This window comes from Faecalibacterium langellae (genome assembly GCF_002549775.1).
GTDB lineage: Bacteria > Bacillota > Clostridia > Oscillospirales > Ruminococcaceae > Faecalibacterium > Faecalibacterium langellae.
This window is the reverse complement of record NZ_NMTR01000020.1, coordinates 45,928-65,303: the sequence shown is the minus strand read 5'-3', so window position 1 is coordinate 65,303 and position 19,376 is coordinate 45,928. Positions and strand designations below refer to the sequence as shown.

At 52.3% G+C, this 19,376-nt stretch carries 17 protein-coding genes; 12 read left to right on the top strand and 5 right to left on the bottom strand.

Going from position 1 to position 19,376, the window contains the following annotated elements; translation table 11 throughout:
• The first annotated feature begins 247 nt into the window (after nt 1-247).
• From CGS49_RS08585 to CGS49_RS08570, 4 genes are all read left to right on the top strand, one after another.
• On the top strand, nt 248-7,519 hold the full coding sequence (locus tag CGS49_RS08585; RefSeq protein WP_097801434.1) for a DEAD/DEAH box helicase family protein: 7,272 nt from the start codon (nt 248-250) through the stop codon (nt 7,517-7,519).
• Complete coding sequence (locus CGS49_RS08580; RefSeq protein ID WP_097801433.1) at nt 7,516-7,848, top strand: plasmid mobilization protein; 333 nt, start codon at nt 7,516-7,518, stop codon at nt 7,846-7,848. Before CGS49_RS08585 ends, CGS49_RS08580 begins: the two co-directional genes overlap by 4 nt.
• Nucleotides 7,849-7,956: 108 nt before the next feature.
• On the top strand, nt 7,957-8,235 hold the full coding sequence (locus CGS49_RS08575) for a hypothetical protein (RefSeq protein WP_097801432.1): 279 nt from the start codon (nt 7,957-7,959) through the stop codon (nt 8,233-8,235).
• Nucleotides 8,236-8,296: 61 nt separating this feature from the next.
• Nucleotides 8,297-9,685 (top strand): relaxase/mobilization nuclease domain-containing protein, encoded by a 1,389-nt coding sequence (locus CGS49_RS08570; protein ID WP_097801431.1) that lies wholly within the window; start codon nt 8,297-8,299, stop codon nt 9,683-9,685.
• A 112-nt stretch (nt 9,686-9,797) separates the two neighbouring features.
• Here the strand turns inward: CGS49_RS08570 and CGS49_RS08565 are convergent, their stop codons facing one another.
• The 4 genes from CGS49_RS08565 to CGS49_RS08550 form a co-directional block, all read right to left on the bottom strand.
• The gene (locus tag CGS49_RS08565; protein WP_097801430.1) at nt 9,798-10,184 is read right to left on the bottom strand and encodes a hypothetical protein; all 387 of its coding nucleotides are present in this window, start codon (nt 10,182-10,184) and stop codon (nt 9,798-9,800) included.
• Between the two features lie 134 nt (nt 10,185-10,318).
• Nucleotides 10,319-10,561, bottom strand: a complete 243-nt coding sequence (locus CGS49_RS08560) for a hypothetical protein (protein WP_097801429.1) — start codon at nt 10,559-10,561, stop codon at nt 10,319-10,321.
• A 188-nt stretch (nt 10,562-10,749) separates the two neighbouring features.
• Nucleotides 10,750-11,442 carry a DUF4367 domain-containing protein gene (locus CGS49_RS08555; RefSeq protein ID WP_097801428.1) on the bottom strand — a complete coding sequence of 231 codons (693 nt, stop codon included), beginning with the start codon at nt 11,440-11,442 and terminating at the stop codon, nt 10,750-10,752.
• Nucleotides 11,435-11,968 (bottom strand): RNA polymerase sigma factor, encoded by a 534-nt coding sequence (locus CGS49_RS08550; RefSeq protein WP_242975425.1) that lies wholly within the window; start codon nt 11,966-11,968, stop codon nt 11,435-11,437. Before CGS49_RS08550 ends, CGS49_RS08555 begins: the two co-directional genes overlap by 8 nt.
• 404 nt (nt 11,969-12,372) lie before the next feature.
• Here CGS49_RS08550 and CGS49_RS08545 point away from each other — a divergent pair, with 404 nt between their 5' ends.
• The 7 genes from CGS49_RS08545 (at nt 12,373) to CGS49_RS08515 (ending at nt 18,299) form a co-directional block, all read left to right on the top strand.
• A complete protein-coding gene (locus CGS49_RS08545; protein WP_097801426.1) occupies nt 12,373-13,275 on the top strand; it encodes a LysR family transcriptional regulator in 903 nt (300 codons plus the stop codon).
• Between the two features lie 229 nt (nt 13,276-13,504).
• Nucleotides 13,505-14,041 carry a flavodoxin family protein gene (locus CGS49_RS08540; RefSeq protein WP_015538303.1) on the top strand — a complete coding sequence of 179 codons (537 nt, stop codon included), beginning with the start codon at nt 13,505-13,507 and terminating at the stop codon, nt 14,039-14,041.
• A gap of 33 nt (nt 14,042-14,074) precedes the next feature.
• Nucleotides 14,075-15,235, top strand: a complete 1,161-nt coding sequence (locus CGS49_RS08535) for an iron-containing alcohol dehydrogenase (protein ID WP_097801425.1) — start codon at nt 14,075-14,077, stop codon at nt 15,233-15,235.
• A 2-nt stretch (nt 15,236-15,237) separates the two neighbouring features.
• Complete coding sequence (locus CGS49_RS08530) at nt 15,238-15,987, top strand: carboxymuconolactone decarboxylase family protein (protein WP_097801424.1); 750 nt, start codon at nt 15,238-15,240, stop codon at nt 15,985-15,987.
• Between the two features lie 14 nt (nt 15,988-16,001).
• The gene (locus tag CGS49_RS08525) at nt 16,002-16,847 is read left to right on the top strand and encodes an aldo/keto reductase (protein ID WP_097801423.1); all 846 of its coding nucleotides are present in this window, start codon (nt 16,002-16,004) and stop codon (nt 16,845-16,847) included.
• Between the two features lie 66 nt (nt 16,848-16,913).
• Nucleotides 16,914-17,594 carry a flavodoxin gene (locus CGS49_RS08520; RefSeq protein ID WP_343215863.1) on the top strand — a complete coding sequence of 227 codons (681 nt, stop codon included), beginning with the start codon at nt 16,914-16,916 and terminating at the stop codon, nt 17,592-17,594.
• Nucleotides 17,595-17,672: 78 nt separating this feature from the next.
• On the top strand, nt 17,673-18,299 hold the full coding sequence (locus CGS49_RS08515; RefSeq protein WP_097801422.1) for a flavodoxin family protein: 627 nt from the start codon (nt 17,673-17,675) through the stop codon (nt 18,297-18,299).
• Here CGS49_RS08515 and CGS49_RS08510 read toward each other — a convergent pair.
• Entirely contained in the window at nt 18,280-18,576 is a 297-nt protein-coding gene (locus CGS49_RS08510) for a hypothetical protein (RefSeq protein ID WP_097801421.1), read from the bottom strand. The genes CGS49_RS08515 and CGS49_RS08510 overlap by 20 nt on opposite strands.
• A 28-nt stretch (nt 18,577-18,604) precedes the next feature.
• Between CGS49_RS08510 and CGS49_RS08505 the strand changes: the two genes are divergently transcribed.
• On the top strand, nt 18,605-19,285 hold the full coding sequence (locus CGS49_RS08505; RefSeq protein WP_097801420.1) for a prolyl oligopeptidase family serine peptidase: 681 nt from the start codon (nt 18,605-18,607) through the stop codon (nt 19,283-19,285).
• Nucleotides 19,286-19,376: the final 91 nt, after the last annotated feature.

Below are 19,376 nucleotides of genomic sequence, written 5' to 3'. Positions count from 1 at the left end.
TGAATTACGGATGGGCAACTGTTTTCACTTTAGCGGCATGGTTTGCAGGGCTTGTGATTGATGTAAATGTGCGGGTCGGCGACCTCGGTTTACGAACCGTGCTTCCCGTCATCGTGATGGGGTGCTGCGTTATGAAGTACATAAAGGGCAATAGCAAATAATCTTATCTCGATACACTTTCCGGCGGGCGACCACAAAAAGGTTGCCCGCTATTTTTATACCCTGAAAACTAAAGAAGGAGGCCAAAATGCCAAGCAAAACCGAAGAATATCTTGCCCTTGCCCAGCAAACGGCAAAAGAATTGACCCGGTATTGGGAAAACTGGACGGACTACCTGACCACTGCATCCCGGCTGTACAAGTACAGCTTTGCAGACCAGCTCATGATCTACGCCCAGCGGCCTGATGCCACTGCCTGCGCCAGCTTCGACATCTGGAACAATCGCATGAACCGCTATGTCCGGCGCGGCTCCAAGGGCATCGCACTGTTAGACCAGTCCAGCAGTGTGCCGCGTCTGCACTATGTCTTTGATGTGAGCGACACCGGGGTGCGCCGCAATTCCCGTGACCCGGAGGTGTGGCAGCTCGGCCCCGATCTGGTGCAGCCTGTGTCGGAAATGATTGCCAGAGAGTACGGCGTTTGCCATGAAAGGCTCAGCCAGCAGATTTCTGACCTGACGGGCAAGCTGGTGGATTCCTATTGGGACAACAACAGCGGCGACATTCTCGACATCGTTGACGGTTCGTTCCTGATAGATTATGATGAAGCCGGACAGGAGTTCCAGTTCAAATCTGCCGCCGCAATCAGCATCCTGTATACGGTTCTGGAACGCTGCGGCCTTGAGCCGGACGGTCATTTTGACCGTGACGATTTTCAGGCCATCTTCTCTTTTTCCACGCCTGCCGCCGTGTATGCGCTGGGCACCGCAGTCAGCGAATGCAGCCGGGATGTGCTGCGCAACATCGAACGAACCGTAAAAACGACAATCCGCCGCCGCAATGTAGAAAGGAGCCAGTATGAATACGAACAGCAGGAACGTGACCTACTCGACCGTCGGGGACTACCAGCTCCCGAACCTGACCCTGCCCCAGCAGGAGAAAGCACTGGGCAAATACGGCAGACTGCGCCGGACTTACCTGATGAAGCATCGCCCGGTGCTGTACAATTCGATGCTCCTGTCGGGGACTCTGCATCCGCACCTGTTGGAAGTGGAACAGACCGCAGAGAGCCGGATGCAGCAGACCATGCAGGAACTGCTGAAGCAGAACCCGGCTCCGGACAAGGAGCAGAATCAGATGTCGTGGGTGCGGCACATGAACAGCCTGAAAGCGCAGGCCGAGGAACTGGTGCTGACGGAGCTGATTTACAGCTAAGTTTCTTCGATGCCCACATCCCTACCGAAGCTGAACAAATTGAAACTATCGACCAAGCGGAGAGCGAAAAATCGCCCTCCGCTTTTGTTTTGTCGCAGGCGGAGATTGAAAATGCGCTGCGGAGAGGTTCCAATGTTGAAGGCAGCAAACTTCGGATATGGAAAATTTATCAGTTGCAGCCTGACCGAAAACTCCGGGCAAAAGCTCTTGCCAACGAATATGCACCGTATGGCCCCGGCGGTTCTTCACACACTTATCTGGACGGAAGCAGTGGTTGGCTTGACCATGACAGCAAGGGTCTGACGTTTGAGCATTATCCCGACCATCAGAAAGTGCTTCTCAGCTGGGATCGGGTCGAAAAATATATTGACCTGATGATTCAGTCTGACCGCTACCTGTCGGACAAAGAAAGAAGAGCCATCGACTTTCCCCTTGAACTGAACGCCGCCAGTGCAGCCGAATACACTGCATTAAAGGCGCAGCACCCGGATACTCTGGTTGGATTTGAAGCTGGCGGCAATTTTATGTTCTATGGAGAAGATGCTGCCAAGGTCGCAAAAGTTCTCAACAGTGCTTTATTTACGAGAGAAACAGCACTGGGCGAAGTTCAGGTCACAGGCTTTCCACCTATCTTATGGGCAAGAAAGTCAAAAGAATTGTGGTCTGCGGGCAATGATGTTTACCTTGCCGGATTGAACAAAGATGGGACTCATCACCAGACTAAACATTTGCACAAAGAGGACTATCTGCCCATCGGCTCCATCATCAATATGGATGGCCGGAAATTTCGGATTGACGGAGTGGATTTTGATAAGGGCAAGGTTTCCTTGCAGGATATGGCACTGGCCAACCTGCGGATGCCAATTTTTCGGGAAGAACCGCTATCTGTTGTCCGGGAATTGTACGAACAGCAGGACGAGGCCCTTGACGCTGCTCCCGAAAAGGCCGTTGATTACAAGGTCGGTGACAATGTTGTGGTCGAACTCCCCACTCGAACTATTGAGGGGAAAGTTGGCTATGTGGGGGAAACGGATGTGCGCATCGACACCAGTGCGCACGGGCAGTCATGGGATAACGAAGTTGTCAATAAGCAACAATTCGAGGAGGGCTTGCGGCAGAATGAACAGGTTACTACGCAGCCAGATGATACTGTAAAAACGGTTGCCATATACCCTGCTGAAGAAAACCGTATGCCTTATGATATTGTGATCCAGACGATTGGCTCAAAATCACCTACTCTGGATGCAGTTGAACCGGAACGATCCACACTTGAACTTGCCGGGAACTTCCACATCACGGATGATGATTTGGGTGTCGGAGGCCCCAAACAGAAATTCGCCCGGAACATCGAAGCTATCCGTACCCTGTTCAAGCTGGAAGATGAGCACCGGGGTGCCACCGCCGAGGAGCAACAGGTGCTTTCGCAATATGTGGGCTGGGGCGGTCTGGCAGATGCCTTTGACCCCAGCAAAGATAGTTGGGCAAAAGAGTACGCCGAACTGAAAGGGCTGCTTTCCGAGGATGAGTACGCTGCTGCCCGTTCCAGCACCCTGAACGCCCACTATACCAGCCCTACCGTCATCCGTAGTATCTACGATGCTGTGGAGCGCATGGGCTTCCGCAGCGGTAACATTCTGGAACCTAGTATGGGCGTGGGCAACTTCTTCGGAATGCTGCCGGACACCATGCAGGACAGCCGCTTGTACGGCGTGGAACTGGACAGCATCACCGGGCGTATTGCGAAAAAACTGTATCCGCAGGCTGACATTACCGTGGCAGGCTTTGAGACCACCGACCGCCGTGATTTCTACGATTTGGCGGTGGACAATGTTCCCTTTGGTCAGTATAAAGTCAACGACAAGGCGTACAACAAGCTGGGTTTTAGCATCCACAATTATTTCTTTGCGAAAGCCATCGACCAAGTGCGACCGGGCGGCATCATTGCCTTTGTCACATCTCGCTACACCATGGACAGCAAGGACAGCACCGCCCGCAAGCACATGGCAGAGCGTGCTGACCTGTTGGGGGCTATCCGTCTGCCGAATAATGCGTTCCGTGCCAATGCTGGCACGGATGTTGTCAGCGATATTATCTTTTTGCAGAAGCGTGACCGTCCCATCGACCATGAGCCGGACTGGGTGCAGCTTGGCAAGACCGAGGACGGCTTTGCCATCAACCAGTATTTCGTAGACCACCCGGAGATGGTGCTGGGCGAGCTGACCACCGAAAGCACCCAGTACGGACGGGAGGAATTGACCGTTGTACCCCTTGAGGGCACCAGCCTTGCCGACCAGCTTGCAGAAGCGGTGCAGCATATTGAGGGGCAATACGCCGAAGTTGAGGTGGAAACACCAGATATTGCGGATGCCGAAAATGAGAAGCACATTCTCCCGGCTGACCCGGAGGTCAAAAACTTCTCCTACACCGTGGTGGACGGCGAGGTGTTCTACCGGGAAAATTCCGTGATGACGCAGGTGGAACTGTCCGACACCGCCAAGGGGCGTGTTACCGGCATGGTAGAGCTGCGGCAGATCGTCAACGACCTGATTCAGCAACAGTTGGAGGATTACCCAGATGCCGACATCAAGGCAACACAGGAGCGTTTGAACGCCGCCTATGATGCCTTTGCCGCCAAATACGGCTTGCTGAACGACCGCAAAAACGGGCGGCTGTTTGAGCAGGATTCTTCCTATTATCTGCTGTGTTCGCTGGAAAATCTGGACGAGCAAGGGCAGCTTAAATCCAAGGCGGCGATGTTCACCAAGCGCACCATTCGCCCGGAGCGCACTGTCACCAGCGTAGATACCCCCAGCGAAGCACTGGCGGTATCTATTGGTGAGCATGGCAAAGTGGATTTGCCCTATATGGCAGAACTGCTGGGCACTCCCGGTGAGTACGGGCGCATTACCACCGAACTTTCCGGTGTGATCTTCAAAGACCCTGCCGCCGACCCCACCGACCCGGAAGCAGGCTGGCAGATGGCAGACGAGTACCTGTCCGGCGATGTCCGGGCGAAGCTGCGAATGGCGCAGTTCGCCACCGAAACGAACCCGGAGTTTGTGGTCAATGTGGATGCGCTGACCAAGGCGCAGCCCAGAGAACTGGAAGCCTCAGAAATTGATGTGCGGTTGGGCGCAACATGGCTGAACCCGGACATTATTCAGAAGTTTATGACCGAGACGTTCCAGATTCCCTACTATCTGCGCCATGCAGTCAAGGTGAGATATTCTCCTTACACCGCCGAGTGGCGTGTGGAAGGTAAGACTGCCACCGGGCGGGGCGATATTATCTCCTCCGAAACCTACGGCACCAGCCGTGCCAACGCTTATAAGATTCTGGAAGAAACGCTCAACTTGAAGGACGTCCGCATCTATGACACCATTGAGGATGCCGAGGGCAAGCCCAAGCGTGTGCTGAACAAACGGGAGACCATGCTGGCGCAGCAGAAACAGCAGGTCATCAAAGATGCTTTCGCCAACTGGATCTGGCAAGACCCCCAGCGGCGCATTGCGCTGGTAAAACAGTACAATGAGTTGTTCAACAGCACCAGACCCCGTGAATACGATGGCTCCCACATCCATTTTGTCGGTATGAACCCGGAGATCACCCTCCGAGAGCACCAGCGCAACGCCATCGCTCATGTGCTTTATGGCGGTAATACGCTGCTTGCACACGAAGTTGGCGCGGGCAAAACCTACGAAATGGCGGCATCCGCTATGGAAGCAAAACGGCTGGGGCTGTGCCAGAAATCGCTGTTTGTTGTGCCCAATCATCTGACGGAGCAGTGGGCAAGCGAGTTCCTGAACCTCTACCCCAATGCCAAGCTACTGGTAGCACGGCGCAAGGACTTTGAGACTGCCAACCGCAAAAAATTCTGCGCCCGCATCGCCACCGGCGACTACGATGCCGTCATCATCGGGCACAGCCAGTTTGAGCGCATTCCGCTGTCCTTTGAGCGGCAGGAGCGCATCATTCAGGAGCAAATTTATGAAACGCTTGCCGCCATCAATGAGCTGAAAGTCCACGCAGGCGAGAATTTCTCCATCAAGCAGATGGAAAAGACCCGGAAAACACTGGAAACCAAGCTGGAAAAACTGCGCTCCGATGAGCGAAAGGATGATGTGATCACCTTTGAGCAACTGGGCGTTGACAGGCTCTTTGTGGACGAAAGCCATTTTTACAAGAACCTCTTTTTGACCACAAAAATGCGGAATGTCGCAGGATTATCCACCAGTGAAGCGCAAAAATCCAGCGATATGTTTGGCAAGTGCCGCTATCTGGACGAGATCACCGGCGGGCGGGGCGTGGTGTTCGCTACCGGCACCCCCGTGAGCAACTCCATGACCGAACTGTACACGGTCATGCGGTATTTGCAGTACAGCACCTTGCAGCAGAAAAAGCTGACCCACTTCGACTGCTGGGCATCCACTTTTGGAGAGACCACCACTGCAATCGAGCTTGCGCCGGAAGGTACAGGCTATCGGGCGAGAACGAGATTTGCCAAGTTCTTCAACCTCCCGGAACTGATGTCCATGTTCAAGGAGGTTGCGGACATTAAAACATCCGACCAGCTCCATCTGCCTGTGCCCGAAGCGAAGTTTGAAACCGTGGTGGCGAAACCGTCCGACATCCAAAAGGAAATGGTACAGGAACTGAGCAAACGTGCCGCAGAAATCCACTCCGGCACCGTGGATGCCTCAGTGGACAATATGCTCTGTGTCACCAACGACGGCAGAAAGATCGGCTTGGATGTGCGCCTGATGAACCCCATGCTGCCGGACGACCCCAACAGCAAGCTGAACGTATGCGTTCAGAACGTGCTGAAGATCTGGGAGGAAGGCAAAGACCAGAAGCTGACCCAACTTTTGTTCTGTGACCTCTCAACACCAAAGAACGATGGCAATTTCAACGTCTACGATGACATTCGCAAAAAGCTGGTTGCTGCCGGTGTGCCGGAAAACGAGATCGAGTTTATCCACAACGCCGATACCGAAGCAAAAAAAGCGGCATTGTTCTCCAAAGTGCGCTCCGGCGATGTGCGAGTTTTGCTCGGAAGCACGGCGAAAATGGGAGCGGGCACCAACGTCCAGTCCCGGCTTGTGGCGGTGCATCATCTGGACGTTGGCTGGAAGCCCAGTGACATGACCCAGCGCAATGGTCGCATCATCCGGCAGGGCAATATGAATAAGGAAGTCAAGGTGTTCAATTACGTTACGGAAGGGACATTTGACTCGTACTTGTTTCAGACCCTTGAGAATAAACAGCGATTCATCAGCCAAATCATGACTTCCAAATCCCCGGTGCGCTCCTGCGAGGACGTGGACGAGCAGGCACTTTCCTATGCGGAGATCAAGGCATTGTGTGCCGGAAATCCGCTCATCAAGGAGAAGATGGACTTGGATGTGCAGGTCGCAAAACTCAAGGTCCTGAAAGCCGACCACCAGAGCCAGAAATTCCGTCTGCAAGACAAGCTGCTGACCAAGTTCCCGGCAGACATTCAGGAAACGAACGCCCACATTGCCGGGCTGAAAGCGGACGCACAGCTTGCCGCCGCCCACCCGCAGGGCAAGGAGGAGTTCTGCGGCATGACCATTAAGGGTGTTGCCTACGACGAGAAAAAGACCGCCGGTGAGCGTCTGGTGCTTGCCTGCTCCGAACTGCCCAATGCCGAGGAAAAAGTCATCGGCAGCTACCGTGGCTTTGAACTGTCCCTGCGGTTCGATACCTTCCGCAGCGAGTATCAGGCACTTTTGAAGGGGCAGCGGAAGTACACGGTACCTTTGGGCACCGACCCTCTGGGCAACATTATCCGTCTGGACAACTCCCTGAACAACTTCCCAGAGCGCATCACCGCCGCAGAAAACGAACTGGACACCCTGCATCAGCAGCAGGCGGCAGCGCAGATCGAGGTTGAGAAACCATTCCCACAGGAGGAAGAATTGGCAGAGAAGTCGGCACGACTTGCAGAGCTGAACGCCCAGTTGGATGTGGACGAAAAGAGCCACGAGCCGGAACAAGACGAGGAAGAACAGGAGGATTCACCTCGCCGCCCCTCGGTGCTGGCGGCACTGGAGGAAAAGTCGGATAAACCGGAGCCGGTGAAGCCCTTCCGCAGTTATTACGACAAGGACGGTGATGCCCGGTGAAAGAAAAGCGGGACGAGATCATCATCCTGAGGACCACAAAAGCCGAGAAGAACCGCATCTATGAAAAGATGCTGGGCATGGGCATCCGCAGCCTGAGTGCCTATATCCGCAAGATGGCACTGGACGGCTACTGCCTGAACCTTGACCTGCCGCAACTGCGGCGCATGGCATATCTTTTGCAGATGTGCAGCAACAATCTGAACCAGTACGCCAAGCGTGCCAACGAGTGCGGCAAGGTCTACGCCGCCGACATGGAAGATCTGCGGCAGCGTCTGGATGAACTGATTGACATTGGCAAGCAAATTCTTTCCAAGCTGGCAGAGCTATAAAAATTCCCGCAGTTGGAGGACTGCGGGTGTACATATAATGCTTGACATCCTTGCAACGTAGTAGTCGATACCTTTATAATAAGGGCGAACAGAAAGGAAGTGCTTGATATGATGTCTATGCTGAAGAAAATTGTTCTTTTCCCGATTTCTCTCTTTGTGGCGTTTCTAGCTCTGATGGCAAGGTGGCTGCTAACCCTGTCCAGCTATGTAGTTGCTCCGCTGATGCTCTACATCTTCGGCTGCGGCATCTACACTGCTTACCGTCAGACTTGGAATCAGTTCCTTATCTTGCTGGTAGCCGAATTCCTCTGCTTTGTCTTCTTTTTCGGCGCAACTGCCATCACCGAGGGCATCGGGCGGTTCAGTGAGTGGTTGGCCGAACTGTAAGGAGCATTTTCAACCTTTTGCCGCCTTCGGGCGGCTTTTTCTTTTATGGGGGTGATTTAGGATGGCCGCGACACGGCTGATCGCGCTGCACAAAAACAAAGGCAAGTCGGTTGCGGCCTGTCTGAAAAGCCGTACAGACTATGTACAGAATCCCGACAAGACTGAGCATGGCGAACTGATTAGCAGCTACGAATGCAGTCCTTTGACGGTGGATGAAGAATTCATGCTGTCCAAACGGCAGTATGAACTTGTCACTGGGCGCAGACAAAAAAGTGACGTGATTGCCTATCAGATCCGGCAGTCGTTCAAACCCGGTGAGATCACCGCCGAAGAAGCCAACAAGGTGGGCTACGAACTGGCAATGCGCTTTACCAAAGGCAAGTATGCGTTTATCGTTGCAACCCACACGGACCGGGAACACATTCATAATCACATTATCTACAACTCCACTGCATTGGACAGCACCCGGAAATTCCGAGATTTTTTATTGTCCGGGCTGGCTGTGCAACGGTTGAGCGATCTGATCTGCTTAGAACATCAGCTTTCCGTCATTGAGATAAAGCCCTATCGGGAGCGGCAGAAGCGCACACTCTACCCGCCCAGAGAAAGCAATCGTGACCGTCTATGTGGCGTGATTGACACTATTCTGGCGGAAAAGCCCAAAGACTACGAAGTTTTTCTGCAAGGACTGGAGCAGCAGGGTTATGAGGTCAAGCGTGGAAAATACACCTCCGTCAAAGGCGCACGGCAGAAGCGATTCATCCGGTTCCGCACTTTGGGCGCAGGATATAGTGAAGAAGAACTGAAAGCTGTTATCTCTGGGGAAACCGAACACCATCCCCGGCAGAAGCAGAAGCGCATCGTACCGGAACAAAAGTTTCAGATGCTGGTGGACATTCAGGCAAAGCTGGCCGAGGGAAAGAGCATGGGGTATGCTCGCTGGGCAAAGCGATATAATCTGAAAGAAATGTCCAAGACGCTGATTTTCTTACAGGAGCATAAAATCGGCAGCATTAAAGAAATGCAGGAACGTGTGGATGCAGCAACTGCTCGCTATCACGAGTTGGGCGATTCCATTAAAGCTGCAGAAGCGCGCATGACCGAGATTGCTGTTCTGAGGACGCACATCGTTAATTATGCCTGGACACGTCCGGTCTATGATGCCTACCGCAAAGCCGGGTACCGTAAGAGCTTTCTGGATGCCCATCGGGAAGAAATCACCCTGCACAAGGCTGCAAAAGCCGCTTTTGATGAAGCTGGATTGAAAAAGCTGCCAAAAGCCAAGGACTTGAGCATCGAATACGCTGCACTTCTTAAAAAGAAGAAAGAAGCATACCCAGACTACCGTAAGGCACGAGATGAGATGCAGGAGTTGATGAAAGCTCAGAAAAATGTAGAGATGTTTTTTGCAGAGGAAAAAGACACAGCCGAAAAAGAGCCAACACGATAAACGAAATCCACCGAGGATTCTTCCCGTTTTTTTCGGGAGGATTCCTCGGCGGATTTTTGCTTTTGAAAACTGATTTCTAAGAATGTGAATTCAAAATACCAAAATTATTCAGTCAAGCCAAAAAGGTAAACCACACAAATGCAGCAGTTGCACATATCATCAGAACCAGTAGTATCGTACTTGCAAGTTTCTTCTCAATGGAAACTTTCTGATTTTCGCATAGGACAATCTGCTGAAGATTGTGAAATTCGGCTTCGCTGACATTTCCATTTAATGCTTTCCATGCAGTGCAGCGATCTGTAACCAGCAAAAAATCGGACAGTATCTCCATAAAGATGACAGCGAAAAATGCCAGAGAAAAGAACCACATACCATTCCATTGGCTTGCTGTCAAAATATCTCGGAGTGTTGCCGGTTTCAAGGACTGTACCGCAATGACATAAAGTAACGTATCACAAACATCTTTGGTCAACGGACCCTTTTGCTTGAAGAATTCCATTTTGCTTTCTCCTTTTTTAGTTCTGATATTTAAGCATTCACTTATCACTTAAATGTGTATTCGAGAAATCCGTTGTGTTTTTAGGTCTGCATTGGAACTATCTCCATATTGATTTTTGTTCATGCTCTCAGGTATCAATCTTGACTTATTTTCATAGGGAGTGGGGTGATTTCAGACGTTTTATTTAGCTCATTCCATTCAATTGGATAGATTTTCTTGTCTTTTTCTCCTACTTCAACAATAAGTCTATCTTTTTTATGATGAACAATCACCGGAATACAACCATCTGAATTTTCCACAATTAAACAGGTGACTCCATTGTCCCATTTCTCGTTCAACTCCGTTGACAGCATAGAAATAATTTCTTCTCTTGTCATTTTGATTCGCTGTTTACCTCCAATTTTTTGCTTCCGATAGGGAGCTTTTGCTTAGTTAACGTAGTTCGCATCGTGTTTGTGACAGCTTTTTTGAAAAAAGTTTAGAGTCTGGTCAACTTTGGACGTTTCAACAAAAAAACGCCCACACATTTGTAAGCAATTACAAGTGTGGGCAAAAATTTAGCCAGTCAGGAAATGCTCTCTGCAATTTTTAGAATCTCTTCACGCGGTATCTTTCCAATAATCGTATGTGAAATGCCATCTTTCTCCCATACTAGCACATATCCTGTACGTCCTCCGCTATTGTTCGTTCCGAGTGTTGCATCGGCTGTTCCAACTTTAATGCGCTCATAAACCGTGTGCTCATTGTCGAAAGTTTCGACTTGTCCATAGTCTTGAATTACGGAACAGTCCACATAATAAAAGATGTTCTTATCATTGACATCAACATAGGCATGAAGAAAGGATATTTCGTTATCATATCCTTGTTCATAATCTCGTTCAAAGCCATCCGGCACATAATGGTCGCTGTATCCATTCGGAAGCTGTTCCAACGGTTCGCCGTCCACTTGATACGTCAGCTGCATCTCAATGGGCAGGAACTTCTGAATCATCGTGTAGACTGCCTTGCGGAAGTCTGCGCTTACTGCAAGTGCGCCGAGAGTTAAAATTACCAGCGTCATGGCTGCAACAAGCACTCGTTTCAGCACCGGACGGCGTTTATGCAATGCCGCTTTCAGGCGAGCATCCCATCGGAACGTGTCCGGGTAGCGTTCTTCAAGCTGTGCCGGAGTTGGCAGCTCGTCCAGTTCTTTCTGTGCATCTGCACGGAGTGCCATCATCAAAGCTGCATCAAAAGAGATTTCTGTCCGCTCACTCACGGCTGTTCAGCTCCTTCCACAATAGTTTTCTTCCACGGAAAAGCCGCATCCGAACCACTTCATCCGTCAGTCCAAGCGATTCGGCAATCTCCCGGTTGGTATAGCCCATTGCCAAAAGACGCAGAGGATCACGGTACATCGGTTTCATCTGCCCAATCAGTTCTGTCAGGTGTTGGATGTTATCGGTGCTGACTACTGCATCATCCGGCACCGGGGCGTCATCTGGTGCGTCCGGGACTTCCTCCAGCGGTTCTTCTCGCTGCTTGCGAAGCATATCGTATGCACGGCTTCTACTACAACTAACGAGATAAGCAGCGAGTTCGTGACAGTTTTCTCGATGAATTTTAGAAAAATTTTTGGCAACGTACAAAAACACCTCTTGCAGCACATCTTCTGCCAGATACGAATCGCCCATAATTTTGTAAGCGGTATGGTAGACCAGCCGTTTGTAGGTATTATATACATCTATAAATTGTTCTTCTTTGCTTTGATCGTCAAGAACAGCTAAGTACAGGGAAAGCAACACAATCACCTCCAACGGATTCGCATGGATTGGATGTAGTGTACCATGAACCAGCGGAAATGTCGAATGTTTTCCGTTCTGAACGAAGAACAGCCAGCATCATGACCTCACTTACCGTTGAGGCCGTTGCTGGCTGTTCGTTTGGCTTGAGATGTCTCCATCAAAATTGCAGAGCGCAACTGTCTTAAAACTCTACCTTATATAAATAGAAGCGTTTTGAAAAAACGCGCAGCCTGCATCGGCACGATGCAGAACAAATGGGGTTTGGGCATAGCCCAACAAGCATTTTTGCAAAGCAAAATAGCATTTGTATAGACGAATGCCCTGCTTGCTGGAACACTTCTTGATTTTAACACAATCGGATGTTATCCTATTCTTATAGAAATCTCCGAAGGGCAGGTGTTTTCATGTACAATCATCAGCTGGAAACCTTCATCCGTGTGGCGGATGCAGGCAGCTTCAACAAGGCGGCAGAGGAAAGCTACATCACGCCAACGGCCATCATCAAGCAGATCAACCTATTGGAAGATTCCCTTGGTGTCAAGCTGTTCAAGCGTACTCGCCGGGGACTAACACTGACCAAAGCAGGCCGTTCCATGTATCAGGATGCCAAGTACATCATTCAATACTGCCATGATTCTGTCATTCGTGCCCGGAACGCAATGCAGGAGGATTCCAACGTCATCCGCATTGGTTCCTCTCCCATGACACCTGCCCAGCTGCTCATGGAACTGTGGTCGAAAGTGCAGACCATCTGCCCGGACATCAAATTCCAGATTGTGCCTTTTGAAAACACCCCGGAAAATGCACGGGAAATTCTGGCGAACCTCGGCACGAACATTGATGTAGTAGGCGGCATCTTTGATGAAACGATGCTGCATCTGCGCAAATGTGCCGGTCTGGAACTGGTTCGCAGGCCGTTTTACTGCGCGGTTTCCATCCATCATAAACTTGCGGCAAAAGACCGCTTGCAGATCACAGACCTGTACGGCGAAAATCTACTGCTGATGCACCGTGGTTGGAGCCATTATGTAGATGAGCTCCGGGACGATTTATGGCAGCACCATCCACAAGTAAATATCGTGGATTTTGAATTTTACAGCATGGACATCTTCAACCGCTGCGAAAACACCAACGATGTGCTGCTGGCAATTCCGGGCTGGGCCAATGTCCACCCATTGCTGAAAGTGATTCCAGTAGATTGGGATTACGGCATCCCCTATGGTATCCTGCACTCCCCGAATCCAACGCCTGCCGTTCAGCGTTTTCTGGATGCGGCTAAAATAGCCAGTAAGGAATTGTATCGCTGATACGCCACTGCAACGAGAAGCTGCTGCATGAGAAATCATGCAGTGGCTTTTTCTTTTTACAAAAGATGCACTTGACCTAAAGCTGACTCTAAGTGTTACAATCAGAGGGTCAAGCGGGTTGTTTGAACCTTTGAGTTCAAACAAGTGAACAAAGTGGAGATTCCGGGAAATGCAGACTTGCGCTATACTGGAACCAGAAAAAGAGAGTACCTCAAAGGAGGAACGACCGATGAAGAAAGTCTTGATTTTGTCCGGCAGTCCCCGCAAGGACGGCAACTCCGACCTGCTGTGCAGTGAGTTTATGCGTGGTGCGCAGGAGAGCGGCAACGAAGTGCAAAAGATCTTCGTGCGCAGCAAGAAGATTGTGCCCTGCAATGCCTGCTATTACTGCCGCGACCACGGCGGCAAGTGTGCCCTGAACGATGACATGAGCGAAATTCTGGACGCAATGCAGGCGGCAGATGTTATCGTGATGGCAAGCCCAGTGTACTTCTACTCCATTGATGCACAGATGAAGATCATCATCGACCGCAGCCTTGCCCGGTGGACGAACATTCCGAACAAGGAGTTCTATTTCATCATGACCTGCGCGGACGATAACCGTGCTGCCATGGCCTGCACCTTGGAGTGTTTCCGGGGCTTTACCGCCTGCCTGAATGGTGCCAAGGAAAAGGGGGTCATCTACGGCACCGGCGTATATCGGCCCGGCGAGGTGATGTCCTCCCCGGCCATGAAGGAAGCCTACGAGATGGGCAAAAACGTCTGATTTCCCAGTTTTATATAAAGGAGTGTAACGGCTATGAACAATTTTCTGTTTGAAAACAAGACCAAGGTTTATTTCGGCAAGGGTGGCGTGAAGGAATATCTGGGCTGTCTGCTGGAGCACTACGGCGATACCGTGATGCTGGCCTACGGCGGCGGTTCTATCAAGCACAATGGTGTCTATGATGAAATCGTCGGTATTCTGAACGCCGAGGGTAAGCGCATCGTGGAGTTTCCCGGCATCATGCCCAATCCCACCTACGCCAAGGTGCAGGAAGGTGCAAAGCTGGCCCGTGAGAACCATGTGGATTTGATCCTTGCCGTGGGCGGCGGTTCCGTGTCCGACTGCTGCAAGGTGGTGTCCGCACAGGCCAAGGTGGACGAAGATTTGTGGGAGCTGGAAAACACCAAGCATACTCGTCCCACTGCGTTCATCCCGCTGGGCACCATCGTCACGGTGTTCGGTACCGGCTCCGAGATGAACAACGGCGCGGTCATCACCCATAAGGAAAAGAAGATTAAGGGGGCTCTGTGGGGTGCACAGGCCGACTTTGCTTTCCTCGACCCCACCTACACGTTGTCCGTTCCCATGAAGCAGGTCATTTCCGGTGCGTTCGACACCCTGAGCCACGCGATGGAAACTTACTTCGGCAAGCCGGACGAGAACAACCTCTCCGATGACATCAACGAAGCCGTCATGCGCAGCGTCATCCGCAACATCCGCGTCCTGTTGACCGACAAGGACAACTACGAGGCCCGCAGCGAGCTGGCATGGGCTTCGGCTATGGCCGAAAACGGCATCCTGAAAATCGGCAAGGTTACCGACTTCCAGTGTCACATGATCGAGCATCAGCTGGGTGCCTACACCAACTGCAACCACGGCGCTGGTCTGGCGGTCATTCACCCGGTACTGTACCGTCACCTGCTCCCGGCCAACACCGCACGGTTCGCCCGCTTTGCACAGAACGTCTGGGGCATCGACCCAGCGGGCAAATCCGAGCTGAAACTGGCACAGGCTGGCGTGGAGGCTCTGGCGGCCTTCATCAAGGAGATCGGGATGCCCACCACCTTTGCAGAACTGGACATCCCTGCCGACACCGACCTCAAGGCTGTGGCCGATTCCACCGTGCTGACCGGCGGCTGCTGCAAGAAGCTGAGCCATGACGAGATTTACGAAATTTTGAAGGAGTGCAGGTGACCATGAAGAAAATCACAGCAGGCAGAGATGTGCTTGGTGAATTTGCGCCGAAGTTCGCACAGCTCAATGATGATGTTCTTTTCGGTGAGGTTTGGAGCCGGGAAAGCGAGCTTTCTGCACGCGACCGTTCCCTCATCACCGTGACAGCACTGATGGCGCAGGGGCTGACGGATACCTCTTTCGGACATCATCTGCAAATGGCCAAGGAAAACGGAATTACCCGCAGTGAAATTGCGGAAATCCTGACGCACGCTGCGTTTTATGCGGGTTGGCCCAAGGCTTGGGCGGCATTCCGCATGGCAAAGGACATCTGGGCAGACGAGGAAAGCGCCGACGAAAAGCAGCGTCATCAAAACAGCATGGTATTTCCCATCGGCGCGCCCAATGACGGCTTTGCACAGTATTTCATCGGGCAGAGCTATCTTGCGCCAGTCTCCACGGAGCAGGTCAAAATCTTCAATGTAACCTTTGAACCCGGCTGCCGCAACAACTGGCACATCCACGAAGCTGACAAGGGCGGCGGACAGATCCTCGTCTGCGTGGCAGGCCGGGGCTACTATCAGGAATGGGGCAAAGAGCCGCAGGAGCTGCACCCCGGCGATGTGATCAACATTATGCCCGGTGTAAAGCACTGGCACGGCGCTGCGCCGGACAGCTGGTTCTCCCATCTGGCTGTGGAAGTACCCGGAGAAAACTGCCGCAGTCAGTGGTGTGAACCTGTTACAGATGAAGTCTACAACAACCTGAAATAAAAGGAGTTTTCGAAATGGAATATGTATCTCTGAATAATGGCGTAAAAATGCCGATGGAGGGCATCGGCACATTTCTTTTGACCCCGGACGAGGCAGAGGCCTCCTGCGTCAGCGCCTTGCAGAACGGCTACCGCTTGATCGACACCGCCAACGCCTACTGCAACGAAAAAGCCGTGGGCCGCGCCATGAAGAAGTCCGGTCTGCTGCGGGAGGAAATTTTCCTCGAAACCAAGCTGTGGCCGACCTTCTACACCGATGCCGATGCTGTGGACAAGACGCTGGCACGTCTGGACACCGACTACATCGACCTGCTGCTCATTCACCAGCCTGCCGGTGATTACGTTGCCGGTTATCGCCTGATGGAAAAGGCTTACAAGGAGGGCAAAGTCCGTGCCATCGGTCTGTCCAACTTCAACGAGGAGCAGATCAAAGAAATTCTGAGCATCTGCGAAGTCAAGCCTACCATCCTCCAGACCGAAGTTCACCCCTACGCCCAGCAGAAAGAACTGAAAGCCTTCCTCGCCGAGAATGGCATGGTGATTCAGGCATGGTATCCGCTGGGCCACGCTGACAAGGGCCTGCTGGAAGAGCCGTTGTTTACCCGCCTTGCAGCAAAGTACGGCAAGAGCAACGTGCAAATTATTCTGCGCTGGCACATTCAGGCAGGCAATGTGGTCATTCCCGGCTCCAAGAACCCGGCCCACATCCACGACAACTTCGATGTGTTCGATTTTGCGCTGACCGATGCAGAAATGCAGGAGATCACCACGCTGAACAAGGATAAACGGTATTATGAGGTCACGGAGGATAAGCTGGCGGCATTCGCCACCATGTTTCCTCCCGTGGACGATCAGAAGTAAATTTCAAGCAGTTTGTAGCTGGGTGCGGAGAGTTTTTTGCGGAAAATGAACCAGATGAAAGGGTAAATGCAGATGAATAAGCTGAAGAATAAAATTTCCCGCCGCCAGTTTTTGCAGGCTGCCGGCGCATCCGCTGCCGCCCTGCTGCTGGCTTCCTGCTCCGGCAATTCCGCTAGCAGTGTGAGCAGTTCTTCTGTGGCTTCCAGTGAAGCCGCATCCAGCGCGGCTGCTTCTTCGGAAGCTACCAGCACGGTAACGACTACGGGCAAAACGCTGGTGGTGTATTTCTCCGCCACCGGCACTACACAGGGCGTAGCGCAGACCATCGCCGATACCGTGGGTGCTGACCTGTTTGAAGTCGTTCCGTCTGACCCTTATACCTCCGATGATTTGAACTGGACGAACAATGACAGCCGCGTTTCCCGTGAACACAACGACGAGGGCCTTCGTGCTGTGGCTTTGGAAAGCACCGATGTGGACGGCTGGGACGATTACGACACCGTGTTCATCGGCTACCCCATCTGGTGGGGCATCGCCGCATGGCCCATGAGCAGCTTTGTTGCCGTCAATGACTTCACCGGCAAAACGGTCATTCCGTTCTGCACTTCGACTTCCTCCGGCATCGGCCAGAGCGGTGAGCTGCTGGCAGAATTAGCCGGGACTGGAAGCTGGCTGGACGGCCAGCGGTTCAGCCGCAGCAGCAGTGAAGCTGACATTGCAAGCTGGGTAAATGGCCTGAATCTGTAAGCAGAGCTTTTGTGTGAGGAGAATTTTCTCTTGCGGTAATTTTTGAAATAGAGGGTAAATCAAAAGGAGAATGTTTGTATGAAAGCATTGCTCATCAACGGCAGTCCGCGGCCCAACGGCTGCACCTTTACAGCCCTGACAGAACTGGCAAATACGCTGGAAGCCGAGGGCATTGAAACCGAGATCGTCCATGTGGGCAACAAGGACATCCGGGGCTGCATCGCCTGCCGCCGCTGCCACAGCACCGGCTCCAACAAGTGCGTCTTTGATGATATTGTCAACGAAGTAGCCCCCAAGTTGGCTGAAGCCGATGCCTTTGTCATTGGCGCACCGGTGTACTTTGGTTCCCCGGCAGGCGGCGCGATCTCCTTTATGGACCGCCTGTTCTTCAGTACCCTGAACATCGACAAGACCATGAAAGTGGGTGCTTCGGTCGTGACCTGTCGGCGCGGCGGCAACACTGCTTCCTACGATGTGCTGAACAAATATTTTACCATGTGTGGGATGCCAGTGGCCAGCAGCCAGTATTGGAACATGGTCTACGGCGGCTCTGCCGAGGAGGTCAAGAAAGATGCCGAGGGCTTGCAGACCATGCGCACCCTTGGCCGCAACATGGCCTTTTTGATGAAGAGTATCCAGATAGGCAAGCAACAGATCGGCCTGCCCGAAAAAGAACCTGCTATCTTCACAAACTTCCATCATTGAGGAAGTGTTCCATATTCCTCCTTCTTTGTTGCAGGGAAAGCCGGGACGGAAACGTCCCGGCTTTCCCATTTCCCTGATTTTTGCGAGGTGATTTTATGCGCAGCGTGATTTTCGCGGTTTCCACCGCTTTGACCGTTTTATTATCCGCCTGCACCGGGGCGGCATCCTCTGTGCCAGTCAATACGGTTTCTTCGGTTTCGGCCAGCACATCCATCACGACCTCGTCCGAAGTGGATTCGGCTGTTTCGGAGAGTGCTTCTTCGGAAACCGGAAACATCCAGACTGGGCTTGTCCGGGAGCAGACATTGGACAGCACTGAGGGGCTCATCCATTACAGCTACTACCTGCCGGAGGATTACGACCCCACCCGGAAGTACCCCATGATGGTGGTCATGCCCGGCTATAACATGATGTGGTTCGGGGAATCTTCCTCCGGCAGCAATCTGGACTGGACGGGGTTCACCAGCTGGACGAACCTTGGACAGGATATGATCGTAGTGTCTGCCCAGCTCACCGACTGGGGCGACACTTCGGCGCGGCAGGCCATCGCTCTGACGGAGTATTTCATCAATCACTTTGCCGTAGATACCGCCCGCATTTACGCCGCAGGCTACTCGGCTGGCGGCGAAACCATGTCGCGGACAGTTGCCATGCGGCCTGACCTGTATGCAGCTTATCTGCATGGAGCATCCCAGTGGGACGGCGGTTTTGCGCCCATTGCAGAAAACGGCGTGGCGGTCTACATCTACATGGCGCAGGGCGATGAATACTACGGAGTGCAGAAAGCACGGGATGCCTACAACGGTCTGCACGATGCTTACGCCGCCGCAGACTGGACGGATGAACAAATCGACACCGTGCTGCAAATGCAGACCCCGGACAACGCCTTTTTCGATGCGCAGGGACTTCACGTCTACCATGCTGCCGCAAATGTTGTCTTTGATGATGCCGATATTCTGAACTGGATCGTTTCCAAACACAAGTGATAGGAGAGAAATTTTGAATCGACGGCAATTCACAAAACTTCTGGCGGGTGCAGGGCTGCTTCTGGCAGGCTGCCGGGCAGGTGCTGCACCC